This is a genomic window from Achromobacter sp. NPDC058515 (assembly GCF_042721735.1).
In the GTDB taxonomy this organism is placed as follows: domain Bacteria; phylum Pseudomonadota; class Gammaproteobacteria; order Burkholderiales; family Burkholderiaceae_B; genus Achromobacter.
Map to the genome: position 1 here is coordinate 285,063 of NZ_JBHXNI010000007.1, position 21,007 is coordinate 306,069.

Genomic DNA, 21,007 nt, shown 5'->3' on the forward strand with positions numbered 1-21,007 from the left:
AATGACTCCGGTGTTCATGTGCCGATCAGGATAGGGCAGAATTATTTTCCGTATCGGGATAATATTTCCCAACATTGCAGAATCTGAGTCACGAATGACGGCATTTCCGACCGAGCGCCTGAAAGGCATCGTCCCGTTTGTCCAGGCGGCCGATGCAGGCAGCTTTACCGCAGCGGCACAGCAACTGAACCTGACGAGTTCGGCGGTGAGCAAGAGCGTCGCCCGGCTCGAAGCGAGGCTCGGCGTGCCGCTGTTCGAGCGAACGACCCGCCGCCTGATGCTGACGGACGCCGGTCGCGCGTTCTACGAAACCTGCACGGGCATCCTGCAGGCGTTGGCCGAGGCGGAATCGGTGCTGGCCGCACAGATGCGCGAGCCGGCCGGCGCCGTGCGCATGGCGCTGCCGGCGTCTTTCGGGCGGCGCTGCGTAGTGCCGCTGCTGGCGCGACTGGCCACGCAATATCCGGACCTGCGGCCGCACCTGCTGTTCGCCGACCGTTTCGTCGACCTGGCCGAGGAAGGCATCGACCTGGCCGTGCGCATCGGCGGGCCGCCGGACCTGCCGGGTTCGCTCGCGCGGCGCGAGCTCGGCCGGGAGCGCCTGATTTTCTGCGCCGCGCCGGCCTATCTGGCGCGTAGCGGCACGCCGAACACGATCGATGCGCTGCGCGATCATGCTTGCATAGTCTATGGCCGGCCCGATGGCAGCTCGCTCCCCTGGTCGTATGCGCTGGAGGATGGCGGCGCCGCGCGGCACGTCGTGGCGCGCCCGCGCATCGTCGCCGGCGACGCCGAGGCCCAGTTGGCGTTCGTCCGGGAAGGATTGGGCATCGCTCAGCTCGCGACGTGGCTGGCGCGGGAGGACCTGGAGGCCGGACGCATCGTTGAGATCCTCGGCGGCTCGGCCACGGATGGCTTGCCACTCACCCTGCTGTGGCCGGTCGCGCGCCAATTGACGCCGAAGGTCAACGTGCTGGCGCAAGAATTCGAGGCTAAGCTGTGGATCAGATAGCTCGCGCCGCTAGCTGGCCGCAGAGGCGCGCCATGGAGGGCCTTTCTTATTGCCGCATCGCGAATGCGCATGTTTCAATTAGCGCCAGCCGCGCCGCCCCAGGCGCGCGGCGACGCCCGATCCCTCTTCTGCTGCGATACCCTGCCATGATCCGTCCCTGCCTTACCCTGATGCGCCGCGCGCTTGCGCCCGCGCTCCTGGCCCTGGCGCTGGCTCCGGCCGCCCCTGCCGTCGCGAAAGACAAGGAGCCGCCGATCCGCATCGGCGAGATCAACAGCTACAAGGCGATCCCCGCCTTCCTGGGCCCCTACAAGAAGGGCTGGCAGCTCGCGCTGGAAGAGGTCAACGCCGCGGGCGGCGTGCTGGGCAGAAAGCTCGAGGTCATCTCGCGCGACGACAACGGCAATCCCGGCGACTCGGTGCGCGCCGCCCAGGAACTGCTGGCGCGCGAGAAGGTCGAGCTGCTGTTCGGCGGCTTCCTGTCCAATACCGGCCTGGCGCTGACCGACTTCGCCAAGCAGCAAGAGGTCTTCTTCCTGGCCGCCGAGCCGCTCACGGACAAGATCACCTGGCAGGAAGGCAACCGCTATACCTACCGCCTACGCCCGTCCACCTGGATGCACGTGGCGGCCCTCGCCCCCAAGGCGCTCGCCCTGCGCAAGCAGCGCTGGGCCATCGTCTATCCCAACTATGAATACGGGCAATCCGCCGTGGCCACGTTCAAGGCCATGATGAAGGCGTTCCAGTCCGACGTGGAATTCGTGGCCGAACAGGCCGTGCCGCTGGGCAAGGTGGATGCCGGCGCCGTCGTGCAGGCGCTGGCCGACGCCAAGCCCGATGCCATTTTCAACGTGCTGTTCGCCGCCGACCTGACCCGCTTTGTGCGCGAAGGCAACACGCGCGGCCTGTTCGAGAACCGCGCCGTGGTGTCCATGCTGTCGGGCGAGCCCGAGTACCTGGAACCGCTGGGCGCCGACACGCCCACCGGCTGGATCGTCACCGGCTACCCCTGGTACGCCATCGATACGCCGGCCAACAAGACCTTCGTCGAAGCCTACAAGAAGCGCTACAACGAAACGCCCAAGGTCGGCTCCGTGGTCGGATACGCCTCGCTGATGTCCATTGCCCAAGGCCTGAAGGCCGCCGGCTCCGTGGACACGGAAAAGCTCGTCGACGCCTTTGCGGGCCTGAAGGTGGATACGCCCTACGGCCCCATCCAATACCGCAAGATCGACCACCAGTCGACGATGGGCGTGTACGTGGGCGTGACCGCGCTGGAAGACGGCAAGGGCATCATGAAGGACTTCGTCTACATAGACGGCGCCCGCCTGCAGCCGCCCGACGAACAGGTGCGCAAAATGCGCCCGGCTCCCTGATGAATCTTTCCGGGCTGCTGCTGCAGCTGCTCAATGGCCTGGCGGACGCCAGCGCGCTGTTCCTGGTTGCCGCCGGCCTGTCGCTGATCTTCGGCGTGACGCGCGTGGTGAACTTCGCGCATGGCTCGTTCTACATGCTGGGCATCTACCTGGCCTGGACGTTCACCAGCTACTTCGGCGACGGACCGGGTTACTGGGCCGGCCTGCTGCTGGCGGCGCTGGCGACCGGCCTGATCGGGGCGGCCGCCGAATGGCTGGTGCTCAAGCGCCTGTACCGCGCCCCCGAACTGTTCCAGCTGCTGGCCACGTTTGCGCTGGTGCTCATCATCGGCGACGCGGCGCTGGCCATCTGGGGCCCCGAAGACCTCTTCGCCGCCCGCGCGCCCGGCCTGTCCGGCGCCGTCCAGATCCTGGGCCGCCGCTATCCGCAATACGACCTCCTGCTGATCGCCGCGGGCCCGGTCGTGCTGGGCCTGCTCTGGCTCCTGCTGATGCGCACGCGCTGGGGCAGGCTGCTGCGGGCCGCCTCGGAGAACCGCAGGATGCTGGCCGCGCTGGGCGTCAACGAGGCCTGGCTGTTCACCTCGGCCTTCACCCTGGGCGCCTTCCTGGCCGGCCTGGGCGGCGCCCTGGCCGCGCCGCGCGTGCCCGCCACGCTCGGGCTCGACCTGGAAGTCATCGCCAGCGCGTTCGTGGTGGTGGTCGTGGGCGGCCTGGGGTCGATTCCCGGCGCCTTCCTGGCGGCGCTCCTCATCTGCTCCGTCAAGGCCCTGTTCGTCTTCCTGGGGCAAGTGCCTGTCGGCCCCTGGGTCTTCAACCTCTCCAAGCTCACGCTGCTGGCCGAATTCGCGGTCATGGCCGTGGTGCTGGTGGTGCGGCCATGGGGCCTGCTGGGCAAGCCGCCCGCGCCAAGCTCGCACGCCGGCATGCCCGAGCGTCCCATCGCCCCCGCCGGCCCGCGCCTGCGGCTGGCCTACGGCCTGCTGCTGGCGCTGCTGGCGCTGGTGCCGGTCGCCACCCTGTACTGGCCCTATCTCAGCATCCTGATGACCGAGATCCTGATCGCCGCGCTGTTTGCCGCCAGCCTGCACTTCCTGACCGGCCTGGCCGGCATGACCTCGTTCGGCCATGCGGCCTGGTTCGGCCTGGGCGCCTATGGCGCCGCGCTGCTGCTGAAGCTGGCCGCCGTGCCGATGGAAGCGGCCTTGCTGCTGGGCCCCTTTGCCGCCGCGTTCGGCGCGCTGGTGTTCGGCTGGTTCTGCGTGCGCCTGTCGGGCGTGTACCTGGCGATGCTGACGCTGGCCGTCGCGCAGATCCTGTGGGCGCTTACGTATCAGTGGGACGACGTGACGGGCGGCAGCAACGGCCTGACCGGGCTGTGGCCCTCGGCCTGGCTGACGCAAGGCCCCTGGTTCTATTACGCGACGCTGGCGCTGTGCGCGGCGGGCGTCTGGTGGCTGCGCCGGCTGGCGTTCTCCCCACTGGGCTACGCGCTGCGCGGCGTGCGCGATTCCCCCTTGCGCGCCGAAGCGCTGGGCATGGACACGCGGCGCGTGCAGTGGGCAGGCTTTGTCGCGGCATCCTTCGCCGCGGGCCTGGCCGGCTCGCTCTACGCATTTTCCAAGGGCAGCATCGCGCCCGACGTGCTGGCGGTGAGCCGCTCGGTGGACGGCCTGGTCATGGTGCTGCTGGGCGGCATACAGACGCTGGCCGGGCCGCTCGTGGGCGCGGCGTCGTACACCTGGCTGCAGGACGCCGCCGCGCGCAGCACCGAGTACTGGCACGCCGTGCTCGGGGTGGCCATCCTGGCGCTGGTCATGGCCTTCCCGGAAGGCCTGGCGGGCGCCGCCGCGCGCCTGCGCGGGAGGCCCGCATGACTTCGCCCGCCCCACTGCTGCAAGTCCAGGACCTGCGCAAATCGTTCGGCGGCGTCGACGCGCTGGCGGGCGTGTCCTTCACGCTCGAAGCCGGCCGCATGCTGGCCTTGATCGGCCCGAACGGGGCGGGCAAGTCCACCTGCTTCAATGTGCTGGGCGGACAGTTGCGCCCCGATGCCGGTTCGGTCCGGCTGGACGGCCGCGAACTGGTCGGTCTGTCCGCCGCCAGGATCTGCCGGCTGGGCGTGGGCCGCAGCTTCCAGACCGCCGCCACCTTCCGCTCCATGACCGTGCGGGAAAACGTGCAGACGGCCCTGCTCTCGCGCGACCGGCTGCTCTTCAATCCGTGGCGCCGCGCCGCCCGGCACGCCGTCGACGAAGCCATGACCCTGCTGTCGCAGGTGCAGATGGCCAACAAGGCGGACGTGGCTTGCGGAACGCTCGCCTACGGCGACGTCAAGCGGGTCGAGCTGGCGATGGCGCTGGCGCATCAGCCGCGCCTTCTGCTCATGGACGAGCCGACCGCCGGCATGGCCACCAACGAGCGCCACGCGCTCATGCGCCTGACCCGCCAGCTGGCGGACACGCAGCGCATCGCCGTCCTCTTCACGGAACACAGCCTGGACGTCGTCTTCAAGCACGCCGACCGCATTGCGGTGCTGGTGCGCGGCAGCCTGCTGGCCGAAGGCGCGCCCGGGGACATCGCCGCGGACGAACGGGTCAAGGCCGCCTACCTGGGCGCCGAAGCGCCGCAATCCGCCTGAGCCCAGGCGGCCGCAAGCCGCCTCAGCCGCCGCTTTGCGGACTCTCGGGCTGGCATTCCCAGAAGATCTTGGCCTTGCAGCCCGCGCAGATGCCGCGGTCCAGCTTGGCGTAGATGGCATGCAGCGCGGTCGCCTTGTCCGGGAAGATATGGTCCGCGCCCAGGCGCTCAAGAAAGCCCGTTCGGCGCCACATGTCCAGCACCTCCGGACGCGGCCGATGGAAGTACAGGTCACCCCCCATCGCGCGCCGGGCGGCGAGCTCATCGTCCCAGACCTGCGCGCCGGCCAGGTCGATGAAGTTCATGCTTTTCGCCATCACCAGCAGATGGCGTGGGGCGTCGGGCGCCGCGCGCAGCTCGTGCAGGCGCTGCGCGACGTGCGCCGCCGCGCCGAAGTAGACCGAGCCTTCCATGCGCAGCAGCTTCAACTGGGGACATTCCGGCAAGGCGTCCTGCTGGTGCTCCAGCACGACAAAGCGCCGGTCCAGTCCGCGCGAATCGAACCCCATCGTCCGCATCGCGGGCCGCGACGTGCGGTGCAGGTAGACCATCAGCGACAGCACCGTGCCCAGCAGGATCGCCACCTCCATGCGGATGGTGATCGTGGCGGCCAGGGTCGCGCCCGCTATCGCGCATTCGCCGGGCTGGGTGCGGATCAGTTGCCGCCAGCGCGGAACATCCAGCAGCGTCCAGGCCACGAGCAGCAGCAGGCCGGAGATCGCGGCGTGCGGAATCATCGCCAGCAGCGGCGCCGAAACGGCCACCAGGATCACCAGCAGCACCGCCGAGAACACGGACGCCAGCGGCGTCTTTGCGCCGGCCTCGTAGTTGGGGATCGAGCGGTTCAGCGACCCGCAGGACAGGTAGCAGGAAAAAAAGCCGCCGACGATATTGGACAGCCCCTGGCCCACGAATTCGCGGTTCGCGTCGATGCGCTGGCCCGACCGCGAAGCCACCGCCTTGGCGATGGAAATGGATTGCGCCAGCGCCACGATGGTCAGCGCGAACGCCAGGCTCAGCAGGTCAGGCAGCGCGCGCCAGTCGATGCTGGGCACGTGAAAAGGCGGCCACGGCTGGGCGAGCGCGCCCAGCACGGGCACCGGCGTCCCGCCCCGCGTTTCCACCAGGGCATTGAACACCGCGGCGGCAAGCGCGCCGGCCGCAAGCCCCGCCAACATGTAGGGCTTGCGCTTGTCCAGCCGGCGCACCAGCATGGCGGCGCCCAGGGTCGCGAGCGTCACCATCAGCGCGCCCCAATGCGCCTGCCCGATATGCGTGGCCAGGCTCGCCAGCAAGGCGCCGGCGCCGTGCGATTCGGGCGACGGCAGGCCCAGGGCGTCCTTCAGCGCATGCACCGCGATCAGCAGGGCCGCGCCGCTGGTGAAACCGAACAATGCCGAGGGGGAGATGAAATGCGCAAGCGACCCGAGGCGCAAGGCGCCCACGAGCCATTGCATTACGCCGACCAGCACCGTCACGGCCAGCGCCAGCTGGATATAGCCCGGGCTGCCCGCGACAGCCAACGGCGTCAGCACCGCGAACAGCGCCAGCGAATTGGCGTTGGTCGGGCCCGACATCACATGGCGGCTGGAGCCGAACAGGGCGGCCACGATACAGGGCACGATGGCGGAATACAGGCCATACTCGGGCGGCAGCCCCGCCAGCGTGGCAAAGGCCACGCCCTGCGGCAAGACCAGCAGCGCGCCCAGCAGGCCCGCTGTCAGATCGGCGCGCAAAGTCAGCCGGCTGACCTCGTCCACCCACGAGCCGAACAGCCGGCGCGCAACGTTCCTTCCCCCCTGCATCATCCTTTTATATTCCTTGGTGCACAGGCCCTAGCGTAATCGCTCGCACGGGTGCGCGCAACGCGCGCCCGTGCGCCGCCAATCAGCCCGCCTCGCCGCCGCGCCGCACCTTCATGGCCTGCCCGATCGCGGCCAGCGCGTCGTCCGGTATCAAGCGCGCAGCCATCGGCAGCAGCTCATCCTCTTCACGCCGGATGTGGGCGGCATAGGCCTCGGTGAAGGCCTGCACCTGCTGCGGCGGCAGCTCCGCCGGACGTCCGGCCGCGATCTCGGACAGCGTCTGGCGCAACGGCCGCCACAATCCGGCCAGATGCCGATGCTCGGCCACCAGGCCGTCCACCAGGGCGTGCAGGCAAACGGCGTCGGACCCCGCCATGGATTCGATCAAGGCCGGGAACAGGTCCTCTTCCTCGTCCTCGTGGTGGTGCGCCGCCGCCGTCTCGAAGTATCGGCACACGCTCGCGGCGGCCGTTTGCGCCGCCGCGTCGCTGCCGTGCACGGGCAGATGCGCGGCCAGGCGGGCCAGGGTGGCGCATTGGCGGGCGATCCGCCCATGACAGGCCGACAGCAGGGCCAGCGGATCGTTCGTTCCCGGCGCAGCCGCCGGACTTCCAGGAAAACTCACCGCCATTGCATGCCTCCGTTATCCCTCGGTCCCGCGCCACCACAGGCGGATGGAATCCCACGCGCGGCCCGCGAATCCCGCCTCGGCCACCGGCTCCAGCGCCACGACGGGAAACTGCATGGCCGGCTTGCCGTCCACCAGCACGCGCAGCGCGCCCACCGTGGCCTGGGCCGCGATCGGCGCGACCAGGGGCGCTTGCGGCGTCCAGACGGGCTCGACCTTGGCGCCCGCGGGCACCGTCACGTAGGCGTCCCGCGCGAAACCCGCCTTCAGGCTGTTGCTTTCGCCCTTCCAGACCTCGGGCGTGGCCACGGCCTGTCCGCGCGCGTACAGCTTGATGGTATTGAACCCCTGGAAGCCCCACTCCAGCAACTCCCGGCTTTCCTGCGTGCGCAGCTTGTCCGACGCCGTGCCCACCACCACCGTGATCAGCCGGCGCTGGTCCGCGCCATTGGGGCGGTGCGCCGTGGCGACGATGCAATACCCGGCCGAGTCCGTATGCCCGGTCTTCAGGCCGTCCACGCTGGGATCCAGCCACAAGAGGCGATTGCGGTTGGGCTGCGTGATCTTGTTGAACGTGAACTGCTTGGCGGAATCGTAGGTCTTGTAGAGCTGCGGATAATCGCGGATGAAGCGCGTGGCGAGAATGGACAGGTCGCTCGCGGTTGAATAGGTGCCCGGGTCCGGCAGGCCGTGCGGGCTGGCGAAATGCGTGGCGTGCAGGCCCAGTTTCGCTGCGGTGTCGTTCATCCGCGCCACAAAGGCCTCGACGCTGCCCGACACCGCTTCGGCCAGCGCGATGGCCGCGTCATTGCCGGACTGGATCATCAGGCCGCGCAGCAGATCGTCCACCGACACCTTCGAGCCGGGCTCCAGGAACATCTTCGAGCTGCCGGCCGGCACCTTCCAGGCCCGCGTCGAGACCGTGACCAACTGGCCGGCCGACAGCTCTTTCTTGTTCAGGGCCTCGAACACGACATAGGCCGTCATGATCTTGGTCAGGGACGCCGGCTCGATCCGGGTCGTGGCCGCGTGCGACGCGATGACCTGCCCGCTGGTCTCGTCCAGCAGGAGCCACGCCTTGGCCGACAGGGCCGGCGCAGGCATCGATTGCGCCATGGCGCCGGAAATACACGCGGTCGCAACGAGCAGGCTCGCCGCCAACTTCTTCATCAACATATAGCTGCTTCACTTCCATGCAGGGTTTTTTTCTGGCGCGGGAAACACGCGCAAAACGCTTGAATCCAGGCATTTGCGCTCAATGCGCCTTCGCGCCTGGCCCGCAATTGGAACACGCGCGGCGCGATAGGTTCACGCGCCGATGATTTCCCGCAAATCCGGCCGCGATTGTCACGACATCTTGCTAGAGCCCTTGTAGAAAGCACTTTTCTGCGTTGAAAACAACAAACAGTGGCTGAAAACCCGTTAGAAAGCCGCATCAAGCGCCACTCTTCCGCTATCATCGGGCGCGTAGCGTCAAACGCCGATACCCGGCGCGCGCTGCTCCATGTCCTCAACATACGGATTTTGACCATGGCCACGAAAGCAAAAGCTCCTGCCAAGAAAGTCACCAAGCCCGCCGTCAAGGCGCCCGCAAAGAAGGCAACCGCCGCCAAACCCGCTGTGAAGCCGGCAGCAAAGAAGGTCGTCGCCGCCAAGAAGGTCGCTGCTGCACCCAAGGCCATCAAGGCTGCTCTGAACAAGACCCAACTGATCGCCTACATCGTTGAGCAATCCGGCGTCGAAGCCAAGTCGGTCAAGGCCGTCCTGGCTAGCCTGGAAACCTCGGTGCTGGGTTCCGTGGACAAGAAGGGCGCTGGCGAATTCACGCTGCCCGGCCTGTTCAAGGTCGCCGTGCAAAAGGTTCCCGCCAAGGCCAAGCGCTTCGGCAAGGATCCGTTCACGGGCGCAGAGCGCTGGTTCCCCGCCAAGCCGGCTTCGGTCAAGGTGAAGGTTCGCCCGCTCAAGAAGCTGAAGGACGCCGCGCAGTAATTTCATTACGCGCAGTATCCGGTCAAGCCGGAAGGGCCCGCCTCGCAAGAGGCGGGCCCTTCTTTTTTGTCTCGCGCTTTGCGCCGCCCCCGGCCGGGCTGCTAGAATTTATCTCAACGTTAAGAAACTTCATATCAAAATAGATTCCACAAGCTCATGAATGACCTCGTCGATCAGGTGATCTCGCAATGGGGCAAGGAGTGTCCCAGCCAGGACTTCGCCGCCATGTCGGTCGTCGCCCGCGTGTTCCGTTTGAACGCGTTCGCCACCCGCAACGTGAACCGCGGCTTTCGCCGGCACAACCTCCACCAGGGCGAATTCGACGTGCTGGCCACGCTCTACCGTACCGGCGCGCCCCATGCGATGAACCCGCAGAAGCTGGTCGACGCCCTGCTGCTGACTTCCGGCGCCATGACCAACCGCCTGGACCGCCTCGAGCAGGCGGGCCTGCTCCTGCGCACCCCCAATCCCGACGACCGGCGCGGCATCATCGTGACGCTCACCGCTGAAGGGCTGCGCGTGATCAAGCTGGTGCTGAAGGATTATCTGAAGGACCTGAACGAGCTGCTGGAGCCGCTGTCGCCCCCCGAGCGCCGGCAATTGGCCGGCCTGCTGAAGAAGCTGCTGATCAGGCACGACCAGGACACGCCGGGCGGCATCGGCGCCTGACGCCAACGCGCCTCCCTTCGCCCCCTTCGCTTTTTTTGCTCCAGGCCCATGAATTCCCCCTCGCAATCCACTTCCACGCCTGCCCTGACCGCGCCCATCATCCTGCTGATGTCCGTGGCCACGGGCCTGGCCGTCGCCAGCAACTATTACGCGCAGCCGCTGCTGCACACCATCGGCGAGCAGTTCTCAATATCGAACGCCGCGGCCGGCGCCATCGTCACCACCGCGCAGCTGAGTTATGCGGTCGGGCTGATGCTGCTGGTGCCGCTGGGCGACATGTTCGAACGCCGCAGCCTGATCGTGTTCATGAACCTGCTGTCCGCGGGCGGGCTGCTGATTTCCGCCTTCGCCACCCATATCGCGGTCCTGATCGTGGGCACCGCCCTGACCGGCATGCTGTCCGTCGTGGCCCAGATCCTCGTGCCTTTCGCGGCCACGCTGGCCGCGCCCCATGAACGCGGCAAGGCCGTGGGCACGGTCATGAGCGGGCTGCTGCTGGGAATTCTGCTGGCCCGCACGGTCGCCGGCGCGCTGGCTGACGTGGGAAGCTGGCGCACGGTGTACTGGGTGGCCGCCATCCTGATGCTGGCCATGTCCGCCGCCCTGTGGCGGGTCCTGCCCCGCTACCACAGCCCCACGACGATGAGCTATCCGCGCCTGCTGGGCTCGATCCTGCGCATGTTCGTCGAGGAGCCCCTGTTCCGCGCCCGCTCCCTGCTGGGCGGCCTGCTGTTTGCCGCTTTCAGCATGCTGTGGACGCCGCTGACCTTCCTGCTGGCCAGCCCTCCCTATCAATACAGCAACACCACCATCGGCCTGTTCGGCCTGGCCGGCGCCGCGGGCGCCTATGCCGCCAACCGCTTCGGACGCCTGGCCGACCGGGGGCTGGGCAACCTGGCAACGCGGGTCGGGCTTCTGCTGCTCCTGGGGTCCTGGGGCCTGATGGCCTTCGGCCAGGCCTCGGTCATCGCGCTGCTGGCGGGCATCCTGGTGCAGGATCTGGCCATCCAGGGCGTGCATGTCACCAATACCAGCGCCCTGTACCGCCTGCGGCCCGAGGCCCGCAGCCGCCTGACCGCCGGCTACATGACCAGCTACTTCATCGGCGGAGCGTCCGGTTCGCTGGTATCGTCCTGGCTGTACGCCCATTTTGGCTGGCCCGGCGTGGTCACCGCGGGCGCCGTCCTGGGGGCCGTTACGCTGGCTTACGGCGCCCTCGCGCCAAGCGCGCGCATCCCGGAAACGGCCCCGGCCACTGCCCGCGCCTAGCACCTCCTATAATCAGGGGTTTTGACCGCCTCCGCGCCCCGGCGCGATGGGGCGGCTCACCCCTTTTTTGCCACCGCGCACGAGCCCATGCAGGAACGCTACCTCCCCACTACCGTCGAAGCGGCCGCCCACCAAGACTGGCAGGCCCGGGACGTTTATCTGGTCCACGAACAAGCAAAGAACGCCGACGGCTCCGAAAAGCCCAAGTTCTACGCCTGCTCCATGCTGCCCTACCCCAGCGGCAAGCTGCACATGGGCCACGTGCGCAACTACACCATCAACGACATGATGGCCCGCCAGTTGCGCATGCGCGGCTACAACGTCCTGATGCCCATGGGCTGGGACGCCTTCGGCATGCCGGCGGAAAACGCCGCCATCAAGTCCAAGGTGCCGCCGGCAAAGTGGACCTACGACAACATCGCCTACATGAAGAAGCAGATGAAGGCGATGGGTCTGGCGATCGACTGGTCGCGCGAAATGTGCGCCTGCGATCCGCAGTACTACAAGTGGAACCAGTGGCTGTTCCTGAAGATGCTCGAAAAGGGCGTGGCCTACCGCAAGACCCAGGTCGTCAACTGGGATCCGGTCGACCAGACCGTGCTGGCCAATGAACAGGTCATCGACGGCCGTGGCTGGCGCTCTGGCGCCCTCGTCGAAAAGCGCGAGATCCCCGGCTACTACCTGCGCATCACCGATTACGCCGACGAACTGCTGGGCGCCGTCCAGAACGACCTGCCCGGCTGGCCGGAGCGCGTGCGCCTGATGCAGGAAAACTGGATCGGCAAGTCCGAAGGCCTGCGCTTTGCCTTCCCGCACAAGATCGCCGGCCAGGACGGCCAGCTGATCCAGGACGGCAAGCTGTACGTCTTCACGACCCGCGCCGACACGATCATGGGCGTGACCTTCTGCGCCGTGGCGCCGGAACACCCCCTGGCCACGCATGCCGCCCGCTCCAACCCGCAGCTGGCCGCATTCATTGAACAGTGCAAGCTGGGCGGCACGACCGAGGCCGAAATGGCCACGCGCGAAAAAGAAGGCATGCCCACCGGCCTGTTCGTCACGCACCCGGTCACGGGCGCCGAGGTCGAGGTCTGGGTCGGCAACTATGTGCTCATGACCTACGGCGACGGCGCCGTCATGGGCGTCCCGTCGCACGACGAGCGCGATTTCGCCTTCGCCAAGAAATATGACCTGCCCATCGTGCAGGTCGTGGACGTGGCGGGCAAGGAATACTCCACCGACGCCTGGCAGGAATGGTACGGCGACAAGCAGTCCGGCCGCACCGTCAACTCCGGGAAGTACGACGGCCTCTCCTACAAGGACGCCGTGGACGCCATCGCCGCGGATCTGGGCGCGCAAGGCCTGGGCGAAAAGCAGACCACCTGGCGCCTGCGCGACTGGGGCATTTCCCGCCAGCGCTACTGGGGCACCCCGATCCCCATCATCCACTGCGCGGATTGCGGCCCGGTTCCGGTGCCCGAGCAAGACCTGCCCGTGGTCCTGCCCGACGACCTGATTCCCGACGGCAGCGGCAACCCCCTGGCCAAGAACGAAGCCTTCCTGTCCTGCTCCTGCCCCAGCTGCGGCAAGCCCGCGCGCCGCGAGACGGACACGATGGACACGTTCGTGGATTCGTCCTGGTACTTCATGCGCTACACCTCGCCTGGCAACGACACCGCCATGGTCGACGCGCGCAATGACTACTGGATGCCGATGGACCAGTACATCGGCGGCATCGAGCACGCCGTGCTGCATCTGCTGTACGCCCGCTTCTGGACCAAGGTCATGCGCGACATGGGCCTGCTCAACTTCGACGAGCCCTTCACCAAGCTGCTGTGCCAGGGCATGGTGCTCAACCACATCTATTCGCGCAAGACGGCCCAGGGCGGCATCGAATATTTCTGGCCCGAAGACGTCGAAAACGTCTACGACGACCGCGGCGCCATCGTCGGCGCCAAGCTGAAGTCGGACGGCTCCGCCATCACCTACGGCGGCGTGGGCACGATGTCCAAGTCCAAGAACAACGGCGTCGACCCGCAATCGCTGATCGATACGCTGGGCGCCGACACGGCCCGCCTGTTCGTCATGTTCGCCAGCCCGCCCGAGCAGACCCTTGAGTGGTCCGATTCCGGCGTCGAAGGCTCCAACCGCTTCCTGCGCCGCCTCTGGTCGATCAGTTACGCCCAGCGCGACGCCGTGGCGCGCGGCCTGGCCCATGGCGCCGACTGGACGCAGGCCCCGGCCGCCGTGAAGGATCTGCGCCGCGAGGTCTACTCGCTGCTCAAGCAGGCCGACTACGACTATCAGCGCATCCAGTACAACACCGTCGTGTCCGCCTGCATGAAGATGCTGAACGCCATCGACGACGCCAAGCTGCCCGAAGGCGCCCCCGCCGACGCGGCCTACGCGGAAACGCTGGGCGTGCTGCTGCGCGTGCTGTACCCGGTGGTGCCGCACATCACCTGGCACCTGTGGCAGGACCTCGGCTACGCGAAGGAGCTGGGCGACCTGCTGGACGCGCCGTGGCCGCATGTGGACGAGGCCGCTCTGGTCGCCGACGAGATCGAGCTGATGCTTCAAGTCAACGGCAAGCTGCGCGGCTCGATCCGCGTGGCCGCCAAGGCCGCCAAGGAAGACATCGAGCAGCTTGCCGCCAGCCAGGAAGAGGTCGCCCGCTTCCTGGAAGGCCGTCCGCCCAAGCGTGTCATCGTGGTTCCGGGCAAACTGGTCAACGTCGTAGGCTGATGAGGTCGAGCATGTACTTCGCCGGGCAAAAAACGCACTTTCCCCGCCAATCCTGGCTGCTGCGCGGCGCCTGCCTGGCGCTGTTCATGCTGCTCTCCGCTTGCGGCTTCGCGCTGCGGGGAGTGACCCCGATGCCGTTCGACAGAATGTACGTGGGCATTCCAGACACCACCCAGTTCGGCGCCGACGTGCGCCGCGCCCTGCGCGCGGCCTCGCCCAACACCAAGCTGGTGGACTCGCCCAAGGAGGCGCAGGCCATCCTCCAGCAGGTGAACGACTCTCGCACCTTGCGCGAGGTCTCGCTGAACGCCCAGGGGCGCGTCGAATCGTACGAACTCGGCATCAACTACACGTTCCGCCTGATCGACGCCCAGGGCAACCCGCTGGTCCCGGACACGACGTTGTCCATCTACCGAGAAATGCCCTACGACGACCAGGTCGTGCAGGCCAAGCAGGGCCAGATCGAGACCCTGTTCAAGGCCATGCAGCGCGATCTGGTGGCGCGCGTGCTGCGCCGCATCACGGCGCCGGACGTGCACAAGGCATTCGAAACCGCGCAAGAACGCGGCGAAAGCGCCGATACGCCGCTGTTCAACCCGAACGAACCGCAGCAGCAGCGCGTGCCAACGCCCTGGCAGACTCCGTCCGTCACCGACCCGACGAACGTGCGCTAGCCCATGGCACAGCCCCTGGACGCGGACCGCCTGGCCGAACACCTGCAACGGCCGGGCAACCAGCTCGCGCCGCTGTACACCGTGTCCGGCGACGAGCCCCTCCTGGTGACCGAGGCGGTGGACACGCTGCGCGCCGCCGCGCGCAACGCCGGCTACACCGACCGCCTGTCCATGGTGATGGACGCGCGCAGCGACTGGAGCTCGGTCACCGCCGCGACCCAAAGCGTGTCGCTGTTCGGCGACCGCCGCATTCTTGAAATCAAGATCCCCACCGGCAAGCCGGGCAAGTCCGGCGCCGACACGCTGACCAGGCTGGCCGAGCAGGCCGAGAAGCAGGCAGACCCGGACACGCTGGTGCTGATCGCCCTGCCCAGGCTGGACAAGGCCACCCGCGAAAGCCGCTGGGTGCAGGCCCTGAGCCGCGCCGGCATGATGGTCGACATCGCCAATATCGAACGGGGCCGCCTGCCCGCCTGGGTCGGCATGCGCCTGGCGCGGCAGAACCAGCGCGCCGACAGCGCCACCCTGCAATGGATGGCCGACAAGGTGGAAGGCAACCTGCTGGCCGCCCACCAGGAAATCCAGAAGCTGGGCCTGCTCTACCCCGAGGGCCAGCTCGCGGCGCAAGACGTGGAGCGCGCGGTGCTGAACGTGGCGCGCTACGACGTCTTCGGTCTGCGCGACGCCATGCTCGCCGGCGACATCGGCCGCACCATCCGCATGATCGACGGCTTGCGCGCCGAAGGCGAGGCCCTGCCCCTGGTGCTGTGGGCGGTCGGCGAAGAAATCCGCCTGCTCGCCCGCGTCGCGGAGGCGCGCGCGCTGGGCCAGGACGTCAACGGCCTGATGCGCCGCCTGCGCATCTTCGGCGCCCACGAACGCCTGGCGCTGCAAGCCTTGGGCCGGGTCCAGCCCGGCGTCTGGCCCGCCGCCGTGCAGCACGCCCACGAAGTAGACCGCCTGATCAAGGGCCTGTCCGTACCCGGGCGCCTCTCCGACCCCTGGGAAGAAATGACCCGCCTGGCGCTGCGCGTCGCCGCCGCCGGCGGACGACCGTGAAGGCGGCATAGCCGCCGCCTCCGCCTTGCCCCATCCGGTCGGCCGACCGGATCTCGCCCGGCCATCCGGCCGGATATACACTGATTCTCCAGGCGGCGCCCACGCCGCCCCACCTCTATGATCGACGCCGCCATGTCCTCGTCCTCCATCGAACAAGCCATGCTCACCCTGGGCGAAAACGCCCGCCGCGCCTCGCGGGCCATGATGCGCGCCAACAGCGCGGCCAAGAACCAGGCGCTGCTGGCCATGGCCGACGCCCTGGCCGCCAGCCATGACGAGCTGAAGGCCGCCAACGAAAAAGACGTTGCCGCCGCCCGCGCCAATGGCCTGGAGCCAGCCCTGCTTGACCGCCTGACCCTGTCGGACAAGACGCTGGCCCACATGGCGGAGGGCCTGTGCCAGATCGCCGCCCTGCCCGACCCCATCGGCAGCATCACCGCCACCACCGTGCGGCCCAACGGCATGCGCGTCGCGCAGATGCGCGTCCCGCTGGGCGTGATCGGCATCATTTACGAATCGCGCCCCAACGTCACCATCGACGCCGCGGCGCTGTGCCTGAAGTCCGGCAACGCGGCCATCCTGCGCGGCGGCAGCGAAGCGCTGCACTCCAATATCGCGCTGGGCCGCGTCGTGCAGACGGGCCTGGCGGCCGCCGGCCTGCCGCAGGACGCGGTGCAGGTCGTGGCCACGGCGGACCGCGCCGCCGTCGGCAAACTCATCACCATGACCGAACACATCGACGTCATCGTGCCGCGCGGCGGCAAGAGCCTGATCGCCCGCCTGTCCCAGGAAGCGCGCGTGCCGCTGATCAAGCACCTGGACGGCAATTGCCATATCTACATCGATGCGGCGGCCGACCCCGACAAGGCGCATGCCATCGCCTTCAACGCCAAGACCTACCGCTACGGCATTTGCGGCGCCATGGAAACGCTGCTGGTGGACGCGGTAGCGGCCGTCTCCATCCTGCCCAGCCTGGCCGCGGCCTTTACGGAACACGGCGTGGAGCTGCGCGGCTGCCCGCGCACGCTGGCCCTGCTGCCGCACGCCACCCCGGCCACCGAAGAAGACTGGGCCACCGAGTACCTGGGCCCCATCCTGGCCGTGCGCATCGTGGACACGCTGGACGACGCCATCGAGCACATCGCGCGCTGGGGCTCTGGCCACACCGACGCCATCGTCACCGAAGACCTGTCCGCCGCCCAGCGCTTCCAGCGCGAGGTTGACTCCAGCTCGGTCTACGTCAACCTGCCCACCTGCTTTGCGGACGGCTTCGAATATGGCCTGGGCGCCGAGATCGGAATCTCCACCAACCGCCTGCACGCGCGCGGGCCGGTGGGACTCGAAGGCCTGACCACGCTGAAATGGGTCTTGACCGGCGAAGGCCAGGTGCGCGGCTGAACCCCGCGCTGCCCGCGCCCCCGCATTGCGCCGGGGCGCGGCGGCTGACGCAGCCCTGAACACGGGGCTCCGCCAAGCCTTCTACAATACGGCCAGAATTTTTATTCAAGCTTCTTATCATCCCGACGCGGCGCGCCGCGCATTCTTGAGATCCCCCATGCATTCACCAGTCATGGCCATGGCCTTCAGCCTCTTCGTGCTGTGCTTCATCACCTGCACGATCAGCGGCATCGTCCTGTTCTTCTTCAAGAGCAAGCAAATCAACGCCGCCCTGAAGCACCCGTTCCTGCAGCACCGGCCGTTCCATCAGTATCCGCTGTCGATCCAGGCCGCGATCATGCTCGATTACTTCTTCCGCCTGATGTTTCCGGGCACGCGCTTCTGGCTGATCGGCAACGCCAACGACCTGCTGGGCCACGTCGATCCGAAGAAGACGCCGCTTTCCCTGAAATGGCCGATCGTCGGTTTCTGGGGTTCGTGCTGGCTGGGCCTCATTGCCATGATCGTGCTTTGGATCATGCTGTACCTGGGAGCCTGAGCGCATGCAGATCCGATTCGAAGACTATCCCGGCAGCCTTGAAGCCGCCCGCTACCTGGTCGCCGCGCGCGAATCCGGCATCGCCGGCCCCCGCCTGCCCGCCGCCTGCCGCCCGCAATCCCTGGGCCAGGCCTTCGCCGTGCAGCAGCGCACCGCGCAGTTGCTGCGCGAGACGCGCCAGGACGGCATCGCCGCCTGGAAGAGCGCGCTGCCTACGCCCGAAAAAACCGTCGTCGCGCCCATTTATGCGTCGACCGCCGCCGATGCCGCGGCCGGTCCGATCCCGGCCAGCGCCGACGTGGTGCGCATCGAACCCGAGATCGCCTTCGAGATCGCGCACGACCTGCCCGCCCGCGACACGCCCTACACCGAGGCGGAAGTCGACGCGGCCATTGGCGGCGCGCGCCTGGCGCTGGAAGTGCTGGGCTGCCGCTACGCATCCCCGGAACACGCCAGCCTGCCCGAGCTGCTGGCCGACCATATGTTCAACCAGGGACTGGTGCTGGGCCCGCGCATCGCTTCGCCGGACGCCGCGCCCGGCAGCATGAGCATCACGCTGTCCGTGGACGGCGCCGAAGTCGAGCAGCACGCCGGCATCCATCCCAACGACCGCCCCAAGGCCGGCCTGTACTGGCTGGCCAACTTCCTGCGCGAACAAGGCCTGGGCCTCGCTGCCGGCCAACACGTCATCACGGGCTCTTATGCCGGTTTCCTGGACGTGCCCGCCAACAAGGATCTTGAACTGGCGTACGGCGACCTGGGCGTGCTGCGGGTCCGCTTCAGCAAGTAAGGCCGGGCTCTACCGCGCCGCCTGGCGCGGCGCGGGCTCGGCGATGCGGACGGCATCGCCCCCCGCCTCGATGATTTCCCCGGCCGCCAGGCACAGGTCTTCGCGAAAGCGCCCTGCCACCACCTGCACGCCCACCGGGCTCGGACCCGCGCTGCTCATGGCGCTGCCCATGGCCACCGACAGCCCGGGCAGGCCCATGAAGGGCACGCCGATCTGGGTCGTCTGCGCGCGCCAGACGCGGGCATAGGCCGCGTCGCCCTGCAGGTCCAGATTGTCGGGAAACGGCAGTTCGGCGGACACCGGCAGCAGCAGCACCGGATACTCGGCAAAGAACAGTTCCCACATGCGCGTCAACGTCGCGCGCCGGGTCAGCACCGCCGAAAAGCTGCTCAGGTCCGCGCTCGCGGCCTTGTCGCGCTGGCCCGCCAGCGCCACCAATGCGCCGCGGTCGCCCTCCTTTTCGGCGGCCGCCAGCATGGCGTCATAGCCGTCCGCCATCCACATGCGTATCTGCAGATCAGCAGCCTCCTGCATCGGCGGCACCGCATCCAGCGTATCCACCGTCCAGCCGGCTTCGCTCAGCCGCCGCGCCGCTTCCTGCAGCGCCTTCACGACGGCGGGCTCGGTTTCCATGCCATCGGGGCTCAGGCACAGCGCGGCCCGGCGCGGCGCGTCCGGGCCGGCCAGGGGCGCCGGCACCCACCACGGATCGCGGGGGTCGGGCGCCGACAGCACGGCCAGCCCGAGCCGCAGGTCTGCAATGGTGCGCCCCAGAGGGCCCGACACCGCCGTAATCTGTCCGCCGATGGAACGCTCGGGCAAGGCGGCGTTGTAGGCCGCCACCCGGCCCAGCGACGGGCGCAGGCCATGCACGCCGCACGCGTAGGCGGGGTACCGGATCGAGCCGGCGATGTCGGTGCCGTGCGCCAGATGGCCGATGCCCGCCGCCACCGCCGACGCGGCGCCGCCCGACGAGCCGCCCGGCGTCAGCGCCGGATTGCGGGGGTTGAGGGTATCGCCATGCAGCGCATTGCCTGTGAACCAGCGCAGCGAAAACGCGGGCGTGTTGGTGCGGCCCAGAATGACCGCGCCCGCCCGCCGCAGATTGTCCACCACGGGGCTGTTCACCGCGGCGATCAGGTCCTTCTGCAAGCCCACGCCATTGGTCGTGGCGAAACCGGCCTGGTCCACATTGACCTTCACCGTGACGGGCACGCCCGCCAGCAGCCCCGCGTCTTCCCCGCGCGCCAGCGCGGCGTCCACGTCCGCGGCCTGCGCCAGCACGGCCTCGGGGCGATGTTCCACCACCGCGTTGATGGCGGGATTGACGGCATCCAGCCGGTCCAGCGCGCTTTGCGCGGCCTCGACGGCGGACACTTCACGCTTGCGGACAAGCGCGGCAAGCTCAACTGCGGACAAACGCCAAAGATCGGACACGCGCGACTCCTGAGGTCATGGTTTTCTTGCGGCATCCAAACCTTAGCGCCAGTCGCGCCGCCCCACAAGCCACCGATAACCGGAGCCGCGCCGCTACTTGTCCTCTTCGAAGACCGCCACGATCGCGTCGGCCACGGCCCGCACCCGCGCCGTGCGGTTCAGGTCGCCGTGCATCACCAGCCACAGATCGTAGGCTTCGCTGCGGCCCGGCCAGATGCGCACCAGCTCCGGATAGTCCGGCGCCATGTGGGTGGGCAGTTCGCCTATGCCCAGGCCGGCCGCCACCGCCTCGATGATCATCAGCCCGGAATTGAGTTCCACCCCGATGCGGCCATTGCCGGTGGGCTCGCCGCAGAAGGTGTCGGACCAGCCGGGCAGCACCGACTGCTGGTAGGTCACCAGCGTGTGCCCCGCGAACGCCGTGCCCGGCCGGGGCTCGCCGTGCGCGGCCAGATAGGCGCGCGACGCATACAGCCCCACTTCCTTGCGCGCCAGATGGCGCTGGATCAGGTCGGGGTTGTCGGGCTTGATGTTGCGGATCGCCAGGTCCGCCTCGCGGCGCGTCAGGTTGCTGATCTGGATGGCGGTGGACAGCAGCACCCGGATGTCGGGGTGCTGGGCATGGACCCGCCGGATGGCTTCCATGATGAAGTAGCTGGCCACCGTTTCGGACGTGGCCACGCGGACGATGCCCGACAGGCGATGGTCCAGCCCCTGCATCTGGCGCTGGAGCTGGTCGGCGGCCTGCTCCATGCGCTCCGCCGCGGCAAACGCCAGCTCGCCCGCCGCGGTAGGCACGTAGCCGCCGGGCGTGCGCAGGAACAGCCGCGCGTCCAGCGAGGCCTCCAGCGCCGCCAGCCGGCGTCCGGCCGTGGCCTGGTCGATCTGCAGCAGGGCCGCCGCCCCACGCAGCGTGCCGACCCGGTAGATCGCCAGGAAGATCCTCGCATTGTCCCAGTCCATGCCGTTCATCCGATG

The 21,007-nt window shown here is 68.2% G+C and carries 18 protein-coding genes; 13 read left to right on the top strand and 5 right to left on the bottom strand.

From position 1 onward, the window contains the following. The first annotated feature begins 94 nt into the window (after positions 1 to 94). The 4 genes from ACFWP0_RS15095 (at position 95) to ACFWP0_RS15110 (ending at position 5,029) form a co-directional block, all read left to right on the top strand. Complete coding sequence (locus ACFWP0_RS15095; RefSeq protein ID WP_377843336.1) at positions 95 to 1,012, top strand: LysR family transcriptional regulator; 918 nt, start codon at positions 95 to 97, stop codon at positions 1,010 to 1,012. 146 nt (positions 1,013 to 1,158) lie between these two features. Continuing rightward, positions 1,159 to 2,388: an ABC transporter substrate-binding protein gene (locus tag ACFWP0_RS15100; protein WP_377843338.1), complete on the top strand. Its 1,230-nt coding sequence runs from the start codon at positions 1,159 to 1,161 to the stop codon at positions 2,386 to 2,388. Beyond that, positions 2,388 to 4,265, top strand: a complete 1,878-nt coding sequence (locus ACFWP0_RS15105) for an ABC transporter permease (RefSeq protein ID WP_377843339.1) — start codon at positions 2,388 to 2,390, stop codon at positions 4,263 to 4,265. Before ACFWP0_RS15100 ends, ACFWP0_RS15105 begins: the two co-directional genes overlap by 1 nt. Further along, positions 4,262 to 5,029, top strand: a complete 768-nt coding sequence (locus ACFWP0_RS15110) for an ABC transporter ATP-binding protein (RefSeq protein ID WP_377843340.1) — start codon at positions 4,262 to 4,264, stop codon at positions 5,027 to 5,029. Before ACFWP0_RS15105 ends, ACFWP0_RS15110 begins: the two co-directional genes overlap by 4 nt. A gap of 22 nt (positions 5,030 to 5,051) precedes the next feature. Here ACFWP0_RS15110 and ACFWP0_RS15115 read toward each other — a convergent pair whose 3' ends face one another. From ACFWP0_RS15115 to ACFWP0_RS15125, 3 genes are all read right to left on the bottom strand, one after another. After that, a complete protein-coding gene (locus tag ACFWP0_RS15115; RefSeq protein ID WP_377843342.1) occupies positions 5,052 to 6,836 on the bottom strand; it encodes a SulP family inorganic anion transporter in 1,785 nt (594 codons plus the stop codon). Between the two features lie 79 nt (positions 6,837 to 6,915). Beyond that, a complete protein-coding gene (locus tag ACFWP0_RS15120) occupies positions 6,916 to 7,464 on the bottom strand; it encodes a hemerythrin domain-containing protein (RefSeq protein ID WP_377843343.1) in 549 nt (182 codons plus the stop codon). A gap of 12 nt (positions 7,465 to 7,476) precedes the next feature. Beyond that, entirely contained in the window at positions 7,477 to 8,637 is a 1,161-nt protein-coding gene (locus tag ACFWP0_RS15125; protein ID WP_377843345.1) for a D-alanyl-D-alanine carboxypeptidase family protein, read from the bottom strand. 354 nt (positions 8,638 to 8,991) lie between these two features. On the opposite strand from ACFWP0_RS15125, the gene ACFWP0_RS15130 reads away from it, so the two are divergent. The 9 genes from ACFWP0_RS15130 (at position 8,992) to ACFWP0_RS15170 (ending at position 18,592) form a co-directional block, all read left to right on the top strand. After that, the gene (locus tag ACFWP0_RS15130; RefSeq protein WP_377843390.1) at positions 8,992 to 9,450 is read left to right on the top strand and encodes an HU family DNA-binding protein; all 459 of its coding nucleotides are present in this window, start codon (positions 8,992 to 8,994) and stop codon (positions 9,448 to 9,450) included. A gap of 156 nt (positions 9,451 to 9,606) precedes the next feature. Beyond that, positions 9,607 to 10,119: a MarR family winged helix-turn-helix transcriptional regulator gene (locus tag ACFWP0_RS15135; protein WP_377843346.1), complete on the top strand. Its 513-nt coding sequence runs from the start codon at positions 9,607 to 9,609 to the stop codon at positions 10,117 to 10,119. Positions 10,120 to 10,167: 48 nt separating this feature from the next. After that, positions 10,168 to 11,388, top strand: a complete 1,221-nt coding sequence (locus ACFWP0_RS15140) for an MFS transporter (protein ID WP_377843348.1) — start codon at positions 10,168 to 10,170, stop codon at positions 11,386 to 11,388. Between the two features lie 87 nt (positions 11,389 to 11,475). Then, positions 11,476 to 14,133: a leucine--tRNA ligase gene (leuS, locus tag ACFWP0_RS15145; protein WP_377843349.1), complete on the top strand. Its 2,658-nt coding sequence runs from the start codon at positions 11,476 to 11,478 to the stop codon at positions 14,131 to 14,133. Positions 14,134 to 14,144: 11 nt separating this feature from the next. Next, positions 14,145 to 14,807, top strand: coding sequence for an LPS assembly lipoprotein LptE (gene lptE, locus ACFWP0_RS15150; protein WP_377843351.1), 663 nt, complete (start codon positions 14,145 to 14,147; stop codon positions 14,805 to 14,807). 3 nt (positions 14,808 to 14,810) lie between these two features. Beyond that, the gene (gene holA / locus ACFWP0_RS15155; RefSeq protein WP_377843352.1) at positions 14,811 to 15,866 is read left to right on the top strand and encodes a DNA polymerase III subunit delta; all 1,056 of its coding nucleotides are present in this window, start codon (positions 14,811 to 14,813) and stop codon (positions 15,864 to 15,866) included. A 117-nt stretch (positions 15,867 to 15,983) separates the two neighbouring features. Further along, a complete protein-coding gene (locus ACFWP0_RS15160; protein WP_377843354.1) occupies positions 15,984 to 17,264 on the top strand; it encodes a glutamate-5-semialdehyde dehydrogenase in 1,281 nt (426 codons plus the stop codon). Positions 17,265 to 17,421: 157 nt separating this feature from the next. After that, the gene (locus ACFWP0_RS15165) at positions 17,422 to 17,802 is read left to right on the top strand and encodes a hypothetical protein (protein ID WP_377843355.1); all 381 of its coding nucleotides are present in this window, start codon (positions 17,422 to 17,424) and stop codon (positions 17,800 to 17,802) included. Positions 17,803 to 17,806: 4 nt separating this feature from the next. Next, positions 17,807 to 18,592: a 2-keto-4-pentenoate hydratase gene (locus ACFWP0_RS15170; protein WP_377843357.1), complete on the top strand. Its 786-nt coding sequence runs from the start codon at positions 17,807 to 17,809 to the stop codon at positions 18,590 to 18,592. Between the two features lie 9 nt (positions 18,593 to 18,601). On the opposite strand, the gene ACFWP0_RS15175 is transcribed toward ACFWP0_RS15170, so the two are convergent. Both ACFWP0_RS15175 and ACFWP0_RS15180 read right to left on the bottom strand, forming a co-directional pair. Further along, complete coding sequence (locus ACFWP0_RS15175; RefSeq protein ID WP_377843358.1) at positions 18,602 to 20,029, bottom strand: amidase family protein; 1,428 nt, start codon at positions 20,027 to 20,029, stop codon at positions 18,602 to 18,604. A 93-nt stretch (positions 20,030 to 20,122) separates the two neighbouring features. Next, positions 20,123 to 20,992, bottom strand: a complete 870-nt coding sequence (locus tag ACFWP0_RS15180) for a LysR family transcriptional regulator (RefSeq protein WP_377843360.1) — start codon at positions 20,990 to 20,992, stop codon at positions 20,123 to 20,125. Positions 20,993 to 21,007 lie beyond the last annotated feature (15 nt).

What these genes read in the sequence shown, in the direction of transcription:
- ACFWP0_RS15120 (WP_377843343.1), bottom strand. Translation starts at nt 7,464, where the DNA reads ATGGCGGTGAGTTTTCCTGGAAGTCCGGCGGCTGCGCCGGGAACGAAC.
- ACFWP0_RS15180 (WP_377843360.1), bottom strand. Translation starts at nt 20,992, where the DNA reads ATGGACTGGGACAATGCGAGGATCTTCCTGGCGATCTACCGGGTCGGC.
- ACFWP0_RS15115 (WP_377843342.1), bottom strand. Translation starts at nt 6,836, where the DNA reads ATGATGCAGGGGGGAAGGAACGTTGCGCGCCGGCTGTTCGGCTCGTGG.
- ACFWP0_RS15135 (WP_377843346.1), top strand. Translation starts at nt 9,607, where the DNA reads ATGAATGACCTCGTCGATCAGGTGATCTCGCAATGGGGCAAGGAGTGT.
- ACFWP0_RS15165 (WP_377843355.1), top strand. Translation starts at nt 17,422, where the DNA reads ATGCATTCACCAGTCATGGCCATGGCCTTCAGCCTCTTCGTGCTGTGC.
- ACFWP0_RS15110 (WP_377843340.1), top strand. Translation starts at nt 4,262, where the DNA reads ATGACTTCGCCCGCCCCACTGCTGCAAGTCCAGGACCTGCGCAAATCG.
- ACFWP0_RS15100 (WP_377843338.1), top strand. Translation starts at nt 1,159, where the DNA reads ATGATCCGTCCCTGCCTTACCCTGATGCGCCGCGCGCTTGCGCCCGCG.
- lptE (WP_377843351.1), top strand. Translation starts at nt 14,145, where the DNA reads ATGTACTTCGCCGGGCAAAAAACGCACTTTCCCCGCCAATCCTGGCTG.
- holA (WP_377843352.1), top strand. Translation starts at nt 14,811, where the DNA reads ATGGCACAGCCCCTGGACGCGGACCGCCTGGCCGAACACCTGCAACGG.
- ACFWP0_RS15105 (WP_377843339.1), top strand. Translation starts at nt 2,388, where the DNA reads ATGAATCTTTCCGGGCTGCTGCTGCAGCTGCTCAATGGCCTGGCGGAC.
- ACFWP0_RS15125 (WP_377843345.1), bottom strand. Translation starts at nt 8,637, where the DNA reads ATGTTGATGAAGAAGTTGGCGGCGAGCCTGCTCGTTGCGACCGCGTGT.
- ACFWP0_RS15170 (WP_377843357.1), top strand. Translation starts at nt 17,807, where the DNA reads ATGCAGATCCGATTCGAAGACTATCCCGGCAGCCTTGAAGCCGCCCGC.
- ACFWP0_RS15130 (WP_377843390.1), top strand. Translation starts at nt 8,992, where the DNA reads ATGGCCACGAAAGCAAAAGCTCCTGCCAAGAAAGTCACCAAGCCCGCC.
- ACFWP0_RS15140 (WP_377843348.1), top strand. Translation starts at nt 10,168, where the DNA reads ATGAATTCCCCCTCGCAATCCACTTCCACGCCTGCCCTGACCGCGCCC.
- ACFWP0_RS15160 (WP_377843354.1), top strand. Translation starts at nt 15,984, where the DNA reads ATGATCGACGCCGCCATGTCCTCGTCCTCCATCGAACAAGCCATGCTC.
- ACFWP0_RS15095 (WP_377843336.1), top strand. Translation starts at nt 95, where the DNA reads ATGACGGCATTTCCGACCGAGCGCCTGAAAGGCATCGTCCCGTTTGTC.
- leuS (WP_377843349.1), top strand. Translation starts at nt 11,476, where the DNA reads ATGCAGGAACGCTACCTCCCCACTACCGTCGAAGCGGCCGCCCACCAA.